Below are 19597 nucleotides of genomic sequence, written 5' to 3' on the forward strand. Positions count from 1 at the left end.
TTATCCGTTTAATTTTATAAACCCACCATCTATAGGAAAATCTGTTCCTGTAATGAAAGACGCTTCATCTGAACATAAAAACAGTGCTAAATCAGCAATTTCCTGAGGTTTACCCATACGTCCGATTGGTTGTGTTTGTGATAATTTCTCAAACATTTCAGCCTCTTTTCCTGGATAATTATTTTTTAGGAATCCGTCTACAAAAGGTGTATGCACACGTGCGGGAGAAATACAATTACAACGAATACCATCGTTAATATAATCTTTAGCTACCGAATACGTCATAGTTAATGCAGCTCCTTTAGACATGGAATAAGCAAAACGATCATTAAGTCCAACAGACGATGCAATTGATGCCATATTAATAATCACACCACCTTTAGCTTTCATGTGAGGAACCGATGCAAAAATACAGTTATAAACACCTTTTACATTCACACTATACACGCGATCTAAATCGGCTTCTGGTGTATTTTCTACATTACCAATATGTGCGATTCCGGCGTTATTGATTAAAATATCAATTCCGCTTTCTTCAGATATTTTATTAACTACTTCTACGACTTCAGCTTGGTTAACCACATTACATTGGTGCACTTCAGCCTCACCGCCGTCTGATTCGATCTCAGATTTTGTAACTTCAGCATTATCAATATTCAATTCTAGAATATGAACGTACGCGCCCTGTCCGGCTAATGTTTTAGAAATAGCTTTACCTATCCCGCTTCCGCCTCCGGTAACAATAGCTGTTTTGTTTTTTAAACTAAATTTCATCTGTTTTATGTTTTTCTCAGGATTACGAATTTACTCTTCACTAAAATTAACCATAGCCTTGATAACTCCGTTTTTCGGATCTAACCAAGAATCGAAGTTAGCAATCATTTCTGTATAAGGTACCTGATGGGTTACAAATTTATCGGTTGGGAACTCTGGCAGGCTATCAATAACAAATTGAAAATCTTCTAAAGTCGCATTTCTACTACACATAATCGTCGATTCTTTAGCGTGAATTCCCGGGTGACTAAACACCAAATCGCCTTTTGAAAGTCCTACTAACACATAACGTCCGCCATGAGACATGTAAGCAATACCACCTTCAAGTGCGCGCTTATTTCCTGTACAATCGAAAACCGCAGTAGCTAAATCGCCATTGGTTATTTTTGACACTTCTTCAGCTGCTGTTTCTGAAACTTTAACCACGTGTTTTACGCCAATTTCATTCTTCACAAACGCTAAACGCGACTCGTCTACATCGATAGCGATGACTTCAGCTCCTTTAATCTGTGCCAGTTTCATTAAACCAATTCCAATAGGCCCACAACCAACAACCACAATAAATTCACCAGCTTCAACATCAGCTCTTCGAATGGCATGTGCTCCAATAGCTAAAGGTTCTACAATAGCCATTGCTTCGTAAGATAAGGTGTTAGCTGGAATTAATAAATCGGTTCTGACCGCTACAGCTTCCTGCATTCCGCCATCGGCGTGAACACCTAAAACCTTAATATTACTACAACAGTTTGTTTTTCCCTTTCTACAGGCAATACACTCGCCACAGCTTACGTAAGGCATAACGATAACCTTATCACCTACTTTTAAATTCTGCTCGTTTTCTCCAACCTCTAAAACTTCGGCTGCTAACTCATGCCCCAAAATTCTTGGATAAGTAAAAAACGCCTGATTACCTGAATAGGCATGTAAATCGGTACCGCAAATTCCAACGCGGTGGATTTTAATTAACGCTTGATTCGCTTCGCGAACCGGCTGCTCTTTTTCTTTTAATGCGAATTTTGTTGGTTCTTCGCAAACTATATATTTCATTATTCTAAGTACTAAATTATACTAATTCTCTATCTCTATAACGACATGCCCCGTTTCCAAGGGATGAAATCATTCTGCTCTAATGTTCTTGCTTTTACCTGCTTTCCACTTGCTACTTTAATTAAAAAGTCCAGTAATTGTTCTCCTGTTTCTTCAATAGTTGCTTCACCATCAATAACACCTCCGGTATTAAAATCGATGATATCATTCATTCTGTTGAATAATTTTGTATTTGACGACACTTTAATCACCGGTGTAATTGGGTTTCCTGTTGGCGTTCCCAATCCTGTAGTAAACAAAATAATATTCGTTCCTGAACCTGCTAAACCAGTAGTCGATTCTACATCGTTACCGGGAGTACATAATAAATTTAGTCCAGGTTTCACCACTTGTTCGGTATAATCTAAAACGTCTTCCACTGGTGATGTTCCTCCTTTTTTAGCTGCACCTGCCGACTTTATCGCGTCGGTTATTAATCCGTCTTTTATATTTCCTGGTGAAGGGTTTGCCGAAAACCCGCCGCCCAACAAGGTTGCTTTTTCATTATAAACCGCCATGATATCAGAAAACTTATCGGCTTTCTCCTTCGACTGACAACGGTTAATTAATTCCTGCTCTACACCATTCAACTCCGGAAACTCTGCTAATACTGTCGAACCTCCCAAACCAACTAATAAATCGGACACATAACCTAAAACAGGATTCGCTGAAATACCTGAAAACCCATCAGAGCCTCCACATTCTAACCCAATTACCAATTTATCTAATGTCGCTGGTTGACGCTCCACTTTATTCGCCTCCATTAAACCTACAAAAGTTTTCTTTACGGCTTCAGCCAATAATTCCTTTTCAGAATTCATATGTTGCTGCTCTAAAAAGTAAACCTGCTTGTCGTTATTTGGCGCCATTTTATTTAAAGCATCCTGCAAAATTTTGGACTGTGCATGCTGACAACCTAAACTTAATACCGTAGCGCCTGCCACATTAGGGTTATTAATATATCCTGCTAACAGATGACATAAAGCAATAGCATCAGACGTTGAACCGCCGCAACCTCCATCGTGGGTTAAAAAGCGAATACCATCTACATTTGGGAATAACGGATTTTTATAAACATCGTCAGCTTCCTTTAAAATATCTTGTTCTAAAATAGCTTCGGCTGAACCGCCTGATTTATACGTTTCAATTAGCGTATCGACATTTAAACCTAAATGCTGCTGTTTCCCAAAACCTAACTTATCAACTAAGGCATTTTTTAATACTTCAACATTTCTGTTCTGGCAAAACACCATAGGAATAATTAACCAGTTATTCTCAGTTCCAACGGTTCCATTAGTTCTGTGGTATCCTAAAAAGGTTTTATCCTTAAATTTTGAAATATCCGGTGCTTGCCACTGTATTTTTTCTATTACATGATCGGCGGTGTAATGCTCGGTATCATGCTCTAAATTTTCAGTAGTAATCAGTCCGCCTTTTGCTATCTCTTTTTTAGCTCTTCCTACTAAAACCCCGTACATATAAATCGGGGCACCAACGTTAAAATTTTTGGTTGCAAATTTGTGTTTGGCAGGAATATTATCTGCCAAAATGTATGTTTGATTTTCAAACGAAAGCTCAGTGCCCTTAACCAAATCGGTTAAGGCTACCAGTACATTATCTTTCGAATGTATTTTTAGTATTTCTTGTCTATTTCCTATCATTTAAAAATAAGATTAATAATTGCAATACTATAAATATTAAATCATCAAATCTTCCTAAATCATGACTAAACATGATACTATTTTTGCTTAAAACTTCACTATATTGATTTAAACAGCAATAAACATACTTTTAAAAATCGTTAACCCTCCTGATATGAATTAAAATGTTGCTTTATGTATTCTGAAGGATTACAGCCCATTATTATTTTAAACTGCCGATTAAAATTTGAAATGTTATTGAAACCTACTTCATAACAAACCTCAGAAATATTCACCTTCTCCTCCAATAACAACTTGCAAGCATAACCAATACGGATTTCGGACACATAACGTGAAAACGGCTTCCCGTTAACGCGTTTAAACAATCTACTAAACGCTGTAGCATTCATATTTGCAATCTTAGCCACAGCATCTAGGGAGATATCCTTATTGAAATTCTTAAAGATATACGCATAGACCTTATCCAGCGTCTTATTGGTTTTAACCTTAAACGATTTCATATACCCGGAACTCGCCAATAACTTATAATCTTTATGACCTGAAAGTGTGTTCAGAATATTTAAAAAGGCAATGGTTTTAAGAAATCCGTCCAGGCTTAACATCGTTTGGACCGTTTCTAAAAATTCACTCTTTAGATTTAAAAACTTAACACCAAAACGAGCACGATCAAACAGTTCCGATAAGTGATGCATCTCTGGTGTTTCAAAGAAATAATCGCCTAAAAAATCCTTTTTAAAATGAATGGCAATAGACTTAGCAACCAGTTCAGAATCATCTCCAAAATACGCTTCCTGATTCAGCCACATATGCGGTGTATTTTTACCAATTAGAAACACATCGCCAGACTCAAACTTTTCAATACCATCCCCAATAAAACAGTTGCCGTCACTTTTTAAAATAACGACCAGTTCCAGCTCGGGATGGTAATGCCAGAGTTTTAAAAAATTAGAATCTTCATGCACTTTAGCAGTAAACGATGTATCACGTGGTGTACTCCTATCGATTAAATGAAGTTTCATTTCCTTATTTGATTTTTATTCTACATCAATTTGAATGGTTGCCTCCTTTAAACCATCAGAAGTGGCTTTCATTTGAATATTTTCAGTTTTACCATTAGATTGAATAATAACAACACATTTACCATTATAGGCTTTACGTTGTTTAGCTTTAAACGATTCTAAACTCGCCTGATAACCGTTATCAACACCTACTATTTTTCCACCACCTGTAACTTCAAACTGAATGAGGTTATTGGCTCTTGGAGCCAAATTCCCCTGATCATCATTCACATTTACTGTCACATAAACTAAATCGTAGTTATCATTTTTAATCTCTGCTTTATCAGCCTCTAAAGCTATTTGCGAAGCAGCTCCTGCCGTATGCACTTCTTTCTCTAAAACCACTTGTCCGGCTTTTCGAGAGACCACTTTAATGGTTCCTGGTTCGTAGTTCACCTTCCAAGACACATGCAACTCTTCATCTTGTTTAGACTTTACACCTTGCGATGTTCCGTTTACAAACAGTTCCACCTCATCAGCATTATTATAATATGCCCAGACATCGACTTCTTGTCCAGCATTCCAGTTCCAGTGCGGTAAAACGTGTAATACATTTTTATAACTCCACTCACTTTGGTACATGTAGTACACATCTTTTGGTAAACCTGCTAAATCTACAATACCAAAATATGAGCTACGTGCCGGATACGGATACGGTATTGGTTCCCCGATATAATCGAAACCTGTCCAGATAAATGTTCCTGCGATATAATCGAGTTTCTTAACGGTTTTCCAGTTTTCTTCGTGGGTTGTTCCCCAGTACGCTGCTACATTATCGTAAGCCGAAACTGTATAATCGTCGTTACCATCAAACGATTCGTTATGAGCCGGAGGCCAGAATTTAATTTCTGGAGATGTGGCATCGTAATGTCCGCGGGTTTCTAAAGCCGATACGCTTTCGGAAGCAATAATTTTTTGCCCTTTAAAATTTTCAGGGAAAGTTCCGTAATCTTCATGTTTGTAATTAAAACCTAAAAGGTCTAACGCCCCCGATTGATAAATGAAATTTTTCTCCGGAATATTCTCGGTTAAGGCACAGGTTACAGGTCTGGTTTGGTCCAAACTTTTTACAATTTTTACCAAATTTTTCGTCATTGCAATTCCGGTGCTATCAAACTGCTCACGAATTTCGTTACCAATACTCCACATCATTACCGAAGGATTATTACGATCTCGACGGATTAAATCCTGTAAATCTCGTTTATGCCATTCATCCCACTCCAGGTTATAATCATTTTTAACCTTTCTTTTTTTCCACACATCAAAAGCTTCTACCTGAACGATTAATCCCATTTCATCACACAACTGCAACAATTCTAAAGATGACGGATTATGAGCCACACGAATGGCATTCACTCCCATATCTTTCATGATTTGAAGTTTTCTTTTTATAGCATGTTTATTGGCCACAGCACCCAAAGCACCGTTATCGTGGTGCAGACAAACTCCATGAATTTTAGTTGACACACCGTTTAATGAAAACCCTTTTTTAGCATTGAAGCTGAAATAGCGAATACCAAGTGGTGTTTCGTAATTATCCACTAAGTTTTCACCTTCATAAATTTTGGTTTTTACAGTGTACAAATACGGGTTTTCAACACTCCACAAAACAGGATTTACAACTTCCATTTGTTGTCTGGTAACATACGATGTATGTGCCTGAATGGTATCTATTTTTTCTGAAACGACAACCTCCAGATTGTCGGAATCTAAAATCGTATTTACTAACTTAAAGACACGTTTTGCTGTGCTATCATTTTTAATCGTTGTTTCGAAAGCTACCGTTGCCTTATCTTTTATAACTTTTGGCGTGGTTATATACGTTCCCCAGTGGTCGACATAAAGATTTTCAGTAGCCACTAAACGCACATTTCTATAAATCCCAGATCCGGTATACCAACGTGAATTCGGCTGCAATGAATTATCTACTTTAACCGCAATCACATTCTCCTTTGTTCCAAAATTTAAATAATCGGTCAGATTATAAGCAAAAGAAATATATCCAAAAGGTCGTTTACCCAAGTAATGCCCGTTAATCCAAACCTCACTATTTCTGTACACGCCATCAAACTCCACAGAAACCGATTTACCATTCCAGTCTACTGGTAAACTAAAAGTTTTTCTATACCAACCTATTCCGGCAGGTAAAGCACCGCCTTCAGGTTTTGTTGGATGTTCTTCACTAAACTCACCTTCAATACTCCAGTCATGAGGTAAGTTAAGCGTTCGCCAATCGGTTAACTGAAAATTAGGTTTAATCGCCTCAGGAAAATCTCCTAATTTAAAATTCCAGTTGAAATTAAAATCTTCAACAATCCGCACGTCCTTTTCAACAACGTCTTCTGTTTTACTACAAGAAAAAATTACGCTGACTAACAGCAACAGGCTAAAGATTTTTGTTTGGTTTAATGTCTTGTTCATTATCTATACTCGTAATTAATAATCACTTTTATTGAAATTCGAACGACTCGATTCGAAGTCCTTTCATGTTTTCTGATTCTAACTGAATCTTATAGGTTCCGGCATTGATATACCCTCCAGACGTGGTATTTAAAATTTTCCACTTATCATTTCTAACCGGGAATTCGATATCGTCATTTCGTAATAAAATGCCGTTAGCATCTTCAATTTTTAACCGCACTTTTAAAGGTCCGTCGGTCATATTCATATATCTGAAACGCATCAAATAAATATTAGCAACACCCGGCGTGACTGTAAAAGTAATACTGTTTTTTGTGTTTTCGGTAAACCCGACGTAATCACTTTTTTTAAAGAAAGCTTTTTCAACTCCAGAACCAGTAATCTCTGCATCGGTTTCTGCTTCTAGTTTTACAATCGAGCGATCGTCTTTTTCTTCCATAGAATATGTTGGAACCACTGCAATGGTTGCCAAGCCTTTTTCAGTTGTAAACTGAATTTGTTCACCTTTCTTAGCTACGCGTTTATAAACGGTGAAGGTTTTATTTAAACTATTTTCAGCAGTTTCTTCCAATGCTTCATAACCTTCAAAGTGTTTTATTTCTGAATTTACAAAAGCATAAACAGTGGCATCGGTCTTCAAGGTAAACTCTCCTGAAACGGTTTTATTAGCTTCTGAAATCGAGAATTTTAAATAATCAGCACCATAAACTTCGGAAGGCAATTTGGTAAAACTAACTTCTGAACCCACATATTGTTTATCGGTAATATTTAGCCAGGTTGATACTTCAACATCTGTATTCGCTGAAATATTTAAAATATTCTTATCGGAGGCCTTAGCTGGATTTACATTATAATCATTAGAAGCAATAGCAATCGCTGAAATTACCGCCTGACCGGAAGCTATATTCGGGAAGGACACCACTAACTTCCCATTTTCACTTTTTGCTGTATAGACTTTCTTTAAAGCAGTATCATGTCCAACAGCTTTCCAAATATCTAAACTCTTTTCAACAATATCATTATTGATTGCTACATCAAACACACGCCAATCTTCGCAATCCATACCTCCTCCAGTGCCGTACCAAGGCTCATTAAAATACAATTCTACCTGGTATTCGCCATCTGGCACAGGGAATTCGTAACGTAACTTATCCGTTCCGTATCTAAAATCCTGAAATAATTTCCAGTCTTGTGTTCCTGCAATCGGGTCGTAAGTGGTACGCTGACTCGCATAATACGCCGGAAGTTTTTCAAAATTATCCGTCCATGATAAGGATCCCCAGGAATTTTCATCGGTTTTATGCACATCGGCTAACCAGGTATTCCCAAAGGTATCGGTATAATCTGCTCCACCGCTATTCACGCGATATAAATAATTAAAACCATCAGCTGGTTTTAAAATATCGTTTGTTTCGCTCACCAAAACATCAAAATGTGGCGCTTCCGGTAAATTATTTAACACAATATAATCTTTGGCAACAGGTTGTCCATCAACATAACCAATCGCGTACAGTACATTGTATTTTACATCAACATTGTTAAACTGAAAATGTTTACCTAATCCCGGATTTTTTAGTTTTCCTAAAGACGCACCTTCAACATCATTAAACAACTCCACTTCATCACAATTTGAATAAATATCGATACCATTTTTCGTTCCGGCATCATTCCAACGGGTCGGCCACGAATGCGATACAATGTACACCATAGGTTCTTTCTTGTTCGACACATAATTGGCGCGGTACATATAAAATGCATCTAAAGGTTCACCCCAAATGGTAAAAATCCCCTTATAATTAACTGGCCCAACTTTATCGATATCGCGATAGCCTTCGCCATTTTGCGAACGCCCCGGGTTTTCGTGAGAATATAATAACCAATGGTACTGCCCAACAATCTTATCACTTACCGATTCGGCTTCGGCCACCTTAATTTCCATCAATTGTGAAAAACGATTTTCGCTTAACTCACCCTTTTGATTAAACTCGCCTTCGGTATGTAAATCGGCCGAACGCCAGGCTCCATATTCACCGTTTAGTAAATGTTCGGTCATCTCTTCGCCGTAGTTATATGGATCGCCGCCGTAGGTCCCTGACCAGTTTTGAATCACATTCCAATCTGTTCCCTGCCCACCGTTGCAGGTCGTTACTAAGCGTTGCGTTGCGGTTGGATCTAACTCTCGGATTATTTGCGTACATTCTTCTGCAAAATCCTTCGGAATAGTACTTTCGTTTTGTAAGCCCCACATCACCACAGAAGGATTGTTTCGGCGTTCTTTAATCCATTCCTTCAATAAGGTTTTAAAATTGGCTTTAAACTCTGGTGTATCGTACCAAATATGTGCTGAAAACTGACTCCAGAATAAAATACCTTCTTCATCTAAATGCTCCTGATATCTTAAATTATGTGGCTGATGACCTTCGCGAAATGCATTATACCCCGCGGCTTTAATTTGACCTATTCTGGCTTTTACATCTTTATCTGAAAACGAATGACTTCTACCAATAAGGTGTTCGTATTCACAAGTACCGTTAATAAAAATTGGTTCATCATTTAAGAAGAAACGATTATCATCACCTTCACGATTAATTGGCCAGTTTACCCAACGGATTCCATAAGGTGTCGTTAATGCATCCTTTAAATCACCATTTTCGTAAACTTTAGTCACTAGTTGATACAAATACGGATCTTCCAGTGACCATAATTTTGGGTTTGAAAACTCTGGTAAGGTTTGTTTGATTTCTTTTAAACCGGAAACGTTTTCCACATCAGTTTTCACTGAAACCACCTGTTTTCCGTCAGCATCTAAAAGCACATTTTCAACAGTAATTTGCTTTGCTGAATCGCTATAATTTTTAACCTCTGTAGTGGTATGAAGTAAAGCGTTTTCTTTGTTTGTTGAAGCATCATTCCACACATGAACACCAAAAGGTTCAATACGTAATTTATCGGTAATGACTAGAGATACGGGTCTAAAGATTCCCATAGGCTGAGAGCCTTCAGAGAAGCCCCATTCGCCCGAACAACCACCGCAAACCCATGGCAAATCGGCAATAAATGCCGGATGCACTGCTTTCACTACAATGTTGTTTTCAGTATTAAAATCAACAGCATCAGTAATATCTAAAGTAAAGGTGGTTCTTCCACCTTTGTGTGCGCCCACCTCTTTACCATTGACCCAAACCGTAGCATACGAGCCTACGCCTTCAAAAAACAAAAAGTGTTGTTTTCCCTCGTCTTCAGTATTTAATTTTAAAGTCTTGTAATACCAGGCTGTACCGTGTAAATTACCGTGTTTCATACGACGATAACCATAATACTGATCCCAGTTGTGAGGTATTGAAACAGATTTCCACTCCTGATTTACCGCTATGTTATTCACAAAATCGGCCTCCGGTTGATGCAAGCTATCTAAATGGATCGTATGCCAATTGTCGTTTAAACTTATTTCTTTTCGAATAGTATCAACCTTCACCTCTTTTCCACAAGACATGAACATTAAAATGGTTGCTAAAACTATGTATTGTAACTTTTTCATCAAACAATGATTCTAATAAAATTATAAATTTAGAACCCCTGAAACTAGTTCAGGGTGACAAGACATGTCTTGTTAATAAAATAACCAATCTATGGCTTTACCTTCTTCCTTGTTGGTTATACCGGCATCGTGAATAACGATTTTTTCGTTTCCGTCGATAAATCCTAAAACTAAAACCCGTCCTTTTCCTAACACCAACTTATGCTCGCCCGGCTCGTAACGATAACTGTAAATATTTACCGGATACAAACCAGAAACCAACATAGCATTAGCAATCTTGATATCGGCTTGCCCCCTGTTATTCGCTTGCGCATTGGTTTCTAATGTTGGCGGTGCCAAAACAGTAAAACTGTTGGTATTGAAATACCCCACCAAAATTTTTACCGCTTTGTCTGTTTTAAAATGTAAAACGGTGCCGTTTTCCTGCTGTTCTTTGTCTGAGAATTGAACACCTGTCAGATGTCTTAATTCTTTTGCTACTTCGGCTATTTCAGCTTCATTATCAGAGTAAACTTTTTGTCCTTTTTTCAACGAAAAACGGGATGCTTCTTTATTAAAAATTGAAACTTCTACAGGCTCTAACGTCTTGAAGTTTTTTATTATTTCACCATTATTATCAGACTTTAACATTTCAATATTATGCTTAAACACCTCCAGCTCCTTTTGATAATGTGGTAATAACTCTTCCCAGGTTTTATTTTTACCATCGTTACCTCTAATAGGAATACGGCGCAACTCGGTTTGCATGCTATTGGCGTATAAATAGGTGTCTTTTGTGTGGTTAACCAACTCCTGATAATAAGCAACACTTTTTTCTAAATTTGGCAAGGCCTGGTCTAAATCTTCAATGTCATTCGAATAACTATAACGCAGCACTAACATGGCTGCTTTTACCTTTTCGGAAAAGAAATCAGCAAAGAGATTATAACAATAAATATCATTCTTTAAACGATTGAATTCTGTAACATCTTGAGTAACATAAGGCGTTGCCTGTTCAATACCTTCAACAGCAGCTTTTCCATGATTGACAATTTCGTTGATGATTTGAAGCGGTGTTTCGCCAACATGGGGCTCGCCTTCCCATTCTTTTTTAGCATACTCCAATAAAATCTCACCTACAGGTCCGCAAGACTCATAAAACCCGGGATACACACGATATTTATAAGGATTCACCAACTGACTTGTGAACATGCCCAATAATAAGGTTTGTCGGTTACCTTCAGTAATTCCAAATCGGCGTAACGTTTTAGGCGCAATTTCACCAGCTTCCTCATAAGCTTTTAAAATCCCTTCTCCTGAACCCTTACCGTATTTCTGACTTAACTGATCTTGCCAAAAACTAATTTCTTCGGTTCTATCTCGTTGACTATTCCAAGCATAACGCCCCCAAGCTTTATACCAAATCCAGTCGCGTTCCATTTCCAGTAAACGCGGTTCGGTATTGTCGGGTGCATACTGCCAATCCCAATACGACGTCTGCGGAAATAAGTGCAGCGCATTGGCGCCATGAATACTATGCATGGCCTTTACACTTTTCTGAATAAAGTCTGGCGAGCCATATCGGAAAGGCTCTAAATTCGCTAAAATATGTACGTTAGAAATATGCGTTGAACCCGCTTTGCTTAACTTTCTGTGGGTTTCTGCCCATGGACCGCGAGGTTCATAAGTCGTCAGCGATTCGCCGTTGTATTTGTTCATGGTATACAAATTCTTATACAGCGGGAGTGCCTTTTCCATAACCAAAGGCGCATCGGTATCATGACCACGAAGAATGATGGGTGGCTCGTTAGTTTCTCCAATAGATTGTAAACCGTCCTGAACCCCTGGAATAATGACTTTGGTAAACCATTCGACATCGTCATCAATGGTGTTCATGGCTTCACCCAAGGTAGTTAGTAAACCAACGTTCGGGTATTTTTCAATAAAAGCCGCTATCGATTTTCTGGTATAATCGGCTAAAAGCGGAGTGATAGGCCGCGAGCGTTCCTGTGTTTTTATTCCGTAATGCTCCGCAAATGGTTTTGATACCAGAATATTATAAAACATTTGAATAACCCAGATACCACGCTTATTGGCTTCTTCGGTAACGAATTTAAATATCTCTTCGTTCTTTTTAAAATCTTCGTCGCTAACCTCAACCGCAAATGGATAATCATCTAACTTGACTAAAGACGCAAACGGATGACCATTCCACAGGTATAGCGAGTTATAACGGTTATCGACCATCATATCCAGATACTCAATCCAAAGGTCTTTATCGTAAAACCAAGGAAAATTTTCTGGGGTATACGGGTATTCGTAAACGGTTCTTCCCGGAAGGTATTCCGGTTTTTGAATGCCAATTACAGTACCTCGCAATACCATTTCCGGAGCATCTGTTTTATTGATGCTATCCGGTAATACTTTGGTCTCAGAAATACGATCTACCAAATCGAGCGTTCCGTAAAGCACGCCAGAAGCATCGGTGCCTTCAATGTAAGTTACCTGCCCAAAAGACGTGATTTGAAAACCTTCCTTTTCTGTAAGACTTGAATCATTAATATTTAAATCTGAAGTATTTAAGTTCCAGTTCTCACTTCCTTTTTCACCAATAATAATGGTTCTATCGGTATTATTTTCGGGTAATCTATCGGAAACGGTTACATGGTAATTATTCTCCAATAATACGCCTGAAAGCTTATCGATAGCAAAGGCTAATCGAGACGATTCTAAATCGCCAACAATAACCACATGCTTGGTTTTAGCACAGGATAATATCAGCAAAAGAAAACATAAACTTAAATACTTCATCTTATTTTTTATTCACCCTGAAACACTTTTTTAAGGTATGCGACATTCGCTCCGTAGTTTTTCACCACGTTATGAACATCGGTAGTATCACGTGAACGCTCCACAATCAACCAACCTTTCCAATGCATCTTATCAAGGGTTTCTTTAATTTTCGGAAGATCGATAGCCGGATCGTTTTCAATCCAGTGCCCGTCAGTATTTGAGGCATGAATTTCACCAATATTATCGCGACCTAATGTTTTTAATTCCTTTGAAATATCGCGTCCGTTTTTTATAGCGTTTGCAAAATTGAACGCAATTTTAATATTTCTGTTTCCTATTTCCTTTAATAACTCTTTTTCTTCAGCTGCAGATAAAGAGGTTTCAACCGCAATAATGCCGTTAATCTTATCGACCTGTTCTCCTGCCCAACGTAATCGTTCAACAATAGCAGGACGTAATTCTGGATGTTTCACTAAATCTCCTTTAGTTCCTAGTGGCAAATAAGCTACTTCAACATCGAATGTTTTCATCACCTCGATACAATCAGACACCATTTTCTTATACGTTGGACGCTCTGCAAACGACTGCCCATAGAAACCAGACATGGCAACAGAACTAATACCAACGCCTGTTTCTGCCATTTTTTCGTTCCACACTCTAACACTTGCGGTATCACCATTAACAAACTTACTATCAAACGTTTCGCGATTACCTAAACCGCCCATATCCATCTCAACAGCATCAGCTCCAATTTCTTGAGCACGCTCGAACTCACCTAATTTCTGACGTTTTAAAATCATCCAGTCACAAACCGCCACTTTATAACGTTCTTTAGTTGGCCCTGGCCAAACCCCATTAACAATTGGAAAAGTCACCAACTGTAAAGGATCAATTTTCACATACTTTATTTTTTGACGTCTCCAGGTGTATACACAATGTAGCATACCGTCTGACCCTTGAATAATTGAAGGATACGAATACTGACTGATTTTAGAATCTTCCAACACTAAAGCGGCATTCCAGTTGATTCCATCTTTGGAAGTCGCAATATTTAAAGGACTTCTATAGCTTTTGTTCATATCTTCATTAGGCCAAACATGGTTATAAATTAAAGCATGTTCACCGTTTTTCATGGTTACCGCATCGGTCCCTGAACTATTATTCGGCATGTTTAACAACTCTAAAGGCGACCAGGTTTGTCCGTTATCTTCAGACCATGTAGAAAATAAATGTCTGTTTCTAGTTCTACCAATTTGTTGCAGTTTTCCATTGTCATGGAATAAAATACTTGGTTGAATTGCATTGATGTCGTTAGGTCCTTTTGGCAAGGTATCCTGTATGTTCCAGGTTTTACCAAAATCTGGTGTAGACTCCATGCGCAAATTCCAACCGTTACCCTCTACACTCGATGGCAATAACAATGTACCATTTTCTAAGAGTTCAGGTTTGTTTTTAATCGGACCTAAAAAGCCTTCAGGCAATTTTTCGGCTTCAGACCAGGTTTCGCCCCCATCAGAAGAACGCTTCAACATCCCCCACCATGTTGATGGATGTGGACCAATTTTATAAAACAACATTAAGTCTCCATTTGGAATTTGATACAACACCGGGTTCCAAGTTGGGTAGCGTAAGGTATCATTCTGAACACCATTAGCCACCTCAACAGCCTCTGTCCATTTACCATTTTTGCGCTTACTTACATAAATACATACATCAGGATTACGTTCGTGCGTTCCTCCAAACCACGATGCCACCAGTTCGCCGTCTGTATTTTCGACTATCGTTGCTGCATGACAAGACGGATATGGCGCTTTATCATAAATAAATTCGTCAACCACAATACCTTCTCGCCACGTTTTATCTTCTAAAGCTATTTTCTTTTCAACAGGTTGTTTACAACTCCCAAGAAGGATACTTCCTAAGAGCACCATAGCTATTTGAAACTTTTTCATTTTATCTCTATTATCTATTATTCAATTGGTTTTCTCTTTTTTATAGCTTCGCTGAAATGGTATAAGTTCCTGATTTCAGACTTAAAACTATCTTGCCATTTTCTGATTGATATACTTCAGAATCTATTTTTTTCCCATTAAGCTTCACTTTTGAAGCCTCACTGGTTGGCACATACACTTTCGCCGAAGTATTTGCAGGCACAGTCACCTCCCACTGAAGCTTATTTCTGTTCAGTTTCCAGTGACTTTTAATCATGCCGTGAATCGATTTATAAGAGGCGTTTACATAAGTTAAACCAGCTTTAAAATCTGGGTTCATGATGATTTCTTTAAACCCTGGTTTTTCAGGATTACTTTTAATACCCGCCATGTTTTCGTAATACCAAATGATTAAATCACCCAATAGCATCACGTGGTTTTGTGAATTCATTTTTGGGTCGGCAGTATTTCCATTCCACAGTTCCCAAATAGTAGTTGCACCGTTTTCAACCATATACCCCCAGCTTGGGTAGGTTTTATTCGATGCCAGTTTAAAAGCTAAATCTCCACGACCAAAATCGGTTAAGGTTCGCATTAAAAACTGTGTTCCTACAACCCCTGTACTAATATGTCCTTCTTTGACCACTTCAATTTGATGAACCATATTCTCAAAAACCTTTAGCTGAAGATTATCGGGAACCATATTAAACGCCAAAGGCAACACATTTGCGGTTACCGTATTATTGGCATAGCTATAATTTTCTCTGTTGAAATACTTCGTATTGAATGCTTTTTTAATGCGTTCGGCTAAAGCGTCGTAATATGCTATATCAGCATCACTATTCCCTTGAATTCTAGCGAACTTTTTCATGATTTGAAGCAAGTGATAATAAAACGCACTAGACAGCACTTCACCATCGGTTAATCGGGTTGGATCGCTGGAACGGATAATCTCCAATGATTCCGGTGGTACACACCAATCGCCGTATTTATCTTTGGTCATTAAATCATCTTTCAGGTAATTGGCTTCCATATACAGCAGCCATTTTTTCATATATGGATAATGTTCTTTAATTACCTTTTCATCTCCAAACTGAGTGTATAACATATCGGCCACTTTCATGTAAGCACCTTGCCAGGTGACCCCATCACCGTAATAACGCCAGAACGCGGGTGCAACATCGGGAATACCGCCATCTAAAGTTTGGGAATATTTTATATCGTCTAACCATTTTGCATAAAGTGTTTGATTATCGAAAATAAAACTTTCACCGTAAGCACCCGTGGTACGATCGCCTAACCACGGCTGGCGTTCGTTACGTTGCGGACAGTCGATTGGCATCCCTTTATAGTTTCCGCTAATCCCCCAAAACGCATTTTTAAAAATCTGGTTCATAGTTTCGTTAGAACACTCGAAAGTTCCCGTGGTTTCCATGTTATCGTAAACCACTTTTCCTAAAAACTGATCTAATGATGGCTTCGATTTAAAGCCTGTAAGTTCTACAAATCTAAACCCATGAAAGACGAATGTTGGTTCCCAGACTTCTTCTCCTTCACCTTTTAAAATGTAGGCGTCGGTAGTTCGAGCGTCACGTAAATTGGCTATGTAAAGCGAACCATCGTCTTGCAATGATTCAGCAAATTTCATGGTAATTTTATCACCACGATTTCCTTTTACTTTTATTTGTAACCAGCCTACCATATTCTGCCCCATATCCAGAATATAGGTTCCTCGGTTGGTTGAAGAGATAGAAATAGGTTTTACCTCATCCATGATTTTCATATTGGGTGTCATCTGGCCTTCATAAAAACCACCGGGCTCCTGAACCCACATCATGTTTAACCAATCGCTATCGTCAAACCCAACTTTGTTCCAGTTTGGCATTTCTTTTCGGGCATCATACACTTCACCGTCATATTCATTATTACTTCTGATTGGGCCATATGGTGTAAATTTCCAGCTTTCATCGGTTTTTATAGTCTCTTTGCTGCCGTCTTCATATTCTATAACCAACTGCATCGCCATTTTTGGAAATCCGAAACTTTTAATCTTATAGGGTTTGTATTCCTGGCGCATTGCAAAAAAGCGTCCGTTTCCTAAAATGGTGCCCAATACATTATCGCCCTGTTGCAAATTAGAAGTCACATCAAATACATTGTATTTTACATTTTTAGTATAATCGGTAGGCACTGGAGCCAATACCTGATCTCCAATTTTCTCCCCATTAATGTAGAACTCATACAAGCCCATCCCCATAATGTAAACCTTGGCATTTTTAACCTTGCTGTTTAAGTTGACGGGTTTTCTAATATAGCGCGCTGACAATTTTGCAAACTGACTTACGCTATCTCCTGGAAATAATTGGTTGTAGCCTATCCATCGGGTTGATTTCCATTCGGCATAGGTTAAAATTCCCATGCTCCACAATGCTGTTTCACTCCAGTTACTTTCCCCTTTATTGGTCCAGACTTTTACTTTCCAATAGGCTTCGTCTTTACTATCTAAGCGTTTTCCTGTATATTGAACATTTACAGCTGTATCACTATTTACTTTTCCGCTATCCCATAAATCAGCTTCATTATTTTTTAATTTTTCAGGTGAAGATGCCACCAAAATATGATATGCCGTTTGTTCAATCTGCGATGCATCTGTTTCTAATTGCCAGCTTAATCGTGGTTGTACCACATCAATTCCTAACGGATTGGTTAACATTTCACATTGCAAATCGGTTACCTGAATGGTATTCTGGGCCACCGAAACCCATGAAATCAATACTAATATGATGTATATAAATGTCTTATTCATTGTCTTCCTTTTATTCAGAAATCACCTTCTCCAATTTACTTGAAGATGCTACTTCTTTTCCGTTTCTAAATACTTTTAGTCCTTGACCTTTGTTATATTTTTCACCGGTTTTATCCCAAAGAATGGTAATTATATCGCCGTGATATAACACGTTATCTAAACAAAACCAATCCCATTGGTCCTCCGGAATTAACGGATTTACTTCAATCTTGTCATCGGCACGCGGACGTAAACCAACCAATCCGGTAATCATTAAATCGTTAAATGTTGAATGATTGTAGTAATAACTACGCTCACGATCTCCCATTAGCCAGTATCCGGTTACTTCATCTAAATACTCTCCAATATAAGGGCGTCCTCTGTGGTATTGCGACTCTACATATAAATTCATATGATTGAAATAATCCCCTTTACCAACCACTTCCTGATTGTAATTGTTTAAAAGATTCGCCATAGCCGTTAACGTTTGTGCCGAAGCAAATGGCCAAACCGCCCCATCCCACTCACAGGTTCCGGTGCCATGTGTTCTAAAACGTGGATGTCTGCGCTCGGCAGTGGTTAATCCGTAAGGTGCTAAAAAACCACCTTCATCTTTTACCTGCTCCCAAGCCACTTCGAAACCTTTATTTTCAGATGGTAAATTGAAATACCAAGGAATAAACCCGATTGCTTCGCGCACTTGTGATGATGTATCTTTCTCGGTTAAAGTTTCAAAAAATTCATGGTCGGTATTCCAAAGTTTAGTTTCAACCAAACCTTTTAAAGTCTTCGCTTTTTTATCGAAATATACCGATTGTTCACTGTCCCCTTTCATTTTTGCCATTGTTGATAACGCTTTGGCATTGGCATACATATAACTGTTAATGGTTGGACGCATATTTTGTACATGACGACCACCACTTAACGATTCTTCCATACCGTCTTTCACATCGTGCTGCCAAAATAACCCATTAGGTATTTGACGTTCGTTTTCCCAGGCGGCATAATCGGAAACCATATCAGGATACATGTCTAAAAGATAGTTTTCATCTTTATTTACGAGATACATATTGTATAAGGCATCTGCCGTCCAGCTACTAAATTTATGCAACCTTTTCATTGGTTTCCCTTCGTTACCACGATACCAAACATGCACATTCTGTTCGATATATTCCGGGTTATGCACCCAACGAAATTCATAAATATGATGACCTAAAGCGCAGGCTATTAAATTATACTTATCAGCATACGAACGATCTACCAAAAACTCGGTAATCGCATAACCTTCAGGCGTATCGGTGATGTGTTTACGTAAGCTCCACCAACGGAAATAATACATTTCCTCGAAATTATCCTGCGGACATTCAAACAATGGAATATTGGTTTTCATCCAAGACCAAGCACTATCATTTGGCACGGCTTTGGCGATGTTTTCATCTTCCATTCGGTTGAAATAATCGGCGTAATGCTTAAAATCATCTGCCTTCAAAACAGATTCCGTTTCTGAAGATTTACATCCTGCGATTAAAACAGGTAATACCAGTAATAAAGATTTTATCTTGTTCATGTTC

The 19597-nt window shown here is 38.3% G+C and carries 10 protein-coding genes; all 10 read right to left on the minus strand.

Going from position 1 to position 19597, the window contains the following annotated elements:
• The 10 genes from RBH94_RS03355 to RBH94_RS03400 all read right to left on the minus strand — a co-directional run bounded on the left by RBH94_RS03355 (position 1) and on the right by RBH94_RS03400 (position 19593).
• The gene (locus tag RBH94_RS03355; protein WP_307882357.1) at positions 1-774 is read right to left on the minus strand and encodes an SDR family NAD(P)-dependent oxidoreductase; all 774 of its coding nucleotides are present in this window, start codon (positions 772-774) and stop codon (positions 1-3) included.
• A gap of 30 nt (positions 775-804) precedes the next feature.
• Complete coding sequence (locus RBH94_RS03360) at positions 805-1821, minus strand: zinc-binding alcohol dehydrogenase family protein (protein WP_307882358.1); 1017 nt, start codon at positions 1819-1821, stop codon at positions 805-807.
• Between the two features lie 35 nt (positions 1822-1856).
• On the minus strand, positions 1857-3521 hold the full coding sequence (locus RBH94_RS03365) for a UxaA family hydrolase (RefSeq protein ID WP_307882359.1): 1665 nt from the start codon (positions 3519-3521) through the stop codon (positions 1857-1859).
• A gap of 140 nt (positions 3522-3661) precedes the next feature.
• Complete coding sequence (locus tag RBH94_RS03370; RefSeq protein ID WP_307882360.1) at positions 3662-4540, minus strand: AraC family transcriptional regulator; 879 nt, start codon at positions 4538-4540, stop codon at positions 3662-3664.
• 15 nt (positions 4541-4555) lie between these two features.
• On the minus strand, positions 4556-7000 hold the full coding sequence (locus RBH94_RS03375) for a sugar-binding domain-containing protein (protein WP_307882361.1): 2445 nt from the start codon (positions 6998-7000) through the stop codon (positions 4556-4558).
• Between the two features lie 28 nt (positions 7001-7028).
• Positions 7029-10538 (minus strand): malectin domain-containing carbohydrate-binding protein, encoded by a 3510-nt coding sequence (locus RBH94_RS03380; RefSeq protein ID WP_307882362.1) that lies wholly within the window; start codon positions 10536-10538, stop codon positions 7029-7031.
• A 72-nt stretch (positions 10539-10610) separates the two neighbouring features.
• A complete protein-coding gene (locus tag RBH94_RS03385; RefSeq protein ID WP_307882363.1) occupies positions 10611-13328 on the minus strand; it encodes a hypothetical protein in 2718 nt (905 codons plus the stop codon).
• Positions 13329-13336: 8 nt separating this feature from the next.
• A complete protein-coding gene (locus RBH94_RS03390) occupies positions 13337-15262 on the minus strand; it encodes an exo-alpha-sialidase (protein WP_307882364.1) in 1926 nt (641 codons plus the stop codon).
• A 40-nt stretch (positions 15263-15302) separates the two neighbouring features.
• Positions 15303-18047, minus strand: coding sequence for a glycoside hydrolase family 78 protein (locus RBH94_RS03395; protein ID WP_307882365.1), 2745 nt, complete (start codon positions 18045-18047; stop codon positions 15303-15305).
• 10 nt (positions 18048-18057) lie between these two features.
• The gene (locus tag RBH94_RS03400; protein ID WP_307882366.1) at positions 18058-19593 is read right to left on the minus strand and encodes a glycosyl hydrolase family 65 protein; all 1536 of its coding nucleotides are present in this window, start codon (positions 19591-19593) and stop codon (positions 18058-18060) included.
• Positions 19594-19597: the final 4 nt, after the last annotated feature.

This window comes from Aestuariibaculum sp. YM273 (genome assembly GCF_030908365.1).
GTDB classification, from domain to species: Bacteria; Bacteroidota; Bacteroidia; order Flavobacteriales; family Flavobacteriaceae; genus Aestuariibaculum; species Aestuariibaculum marinum.

Excerpts from the sequence above, each read along its gene's own strand:
- RBH94_RS03400 (WP_307882366.1), bottom strand. The coding sequence starts at position 19,593 with ATGAACAAGATAAAATCTTTATTACTGGTATTACCTGTTTTAATCGCA.
- RBH94_RS03395 (WP_307882365.1), bottom strand. The coding sequence starts at position 18,047 with ATGAATAAGACATTTATATACATCATATTAGTATTGATTTCATGGGTT.
- RBH94_RS03355 (WP_307882357.1), bottom strand. The coding sequence starts at position 774 with ATGAAATTTAGTTTAAAAAACAAAACAGCTATTGTTACCGGAGGCGGA.
- RBH94_RS03360 (WP_307882358.1), bottom strand. The coding sequence starts at position 1,821 with ATGAAATATATAGTTTGCGAAGAACCAACAAAATTCGCATTAAAAGAA.
- RBH94_RS03385 (WP_307882363.1), bottom strand. The coding sequence starts at position 13,328 with ATGAAGTATTTAAGTTTATGTTTTCTTTTGCTGATATTATCCTGTGCT.
- RBH94_RS03370 (WP_307882360.1), bottom strand. The coding sequence starts at position 4,540 with ATGAAACTTCATTTAATCGATAGGAGTACACCACGTGATACATCGTTT.
- RBH94_RS03380 (WP_307882362.1), bottom strand. The coding sequence starts at position 10,538 with ATGAAAAAGTTACAATACATAGTTTTAGCAACCATTTTAATGTTCATG.
- RBH94_RS03375 (WP_307882361.1), bottom strand. The coding sequence starts at position 7,000 with ATGAACAAGACATTAAACCAAACAAAAATCTTTAGCCTGTTGCTGTTA.
- RBH94_RS03365 (WP_307882359.1), bottom strand. The coding sequence starts at position 3,521 with ATGATAGGAAATAGACAAGAAATACTAAAAATACATTCGAAAGATAAT.
- RBH94_RS03390 (WP_307882364.1), bottom strand. The coding sequence starts at position 15,262 with ATGAAAAAGTTTCAAATAGCTATGGTGCTCTTAGGAAGTATCCTTCTT.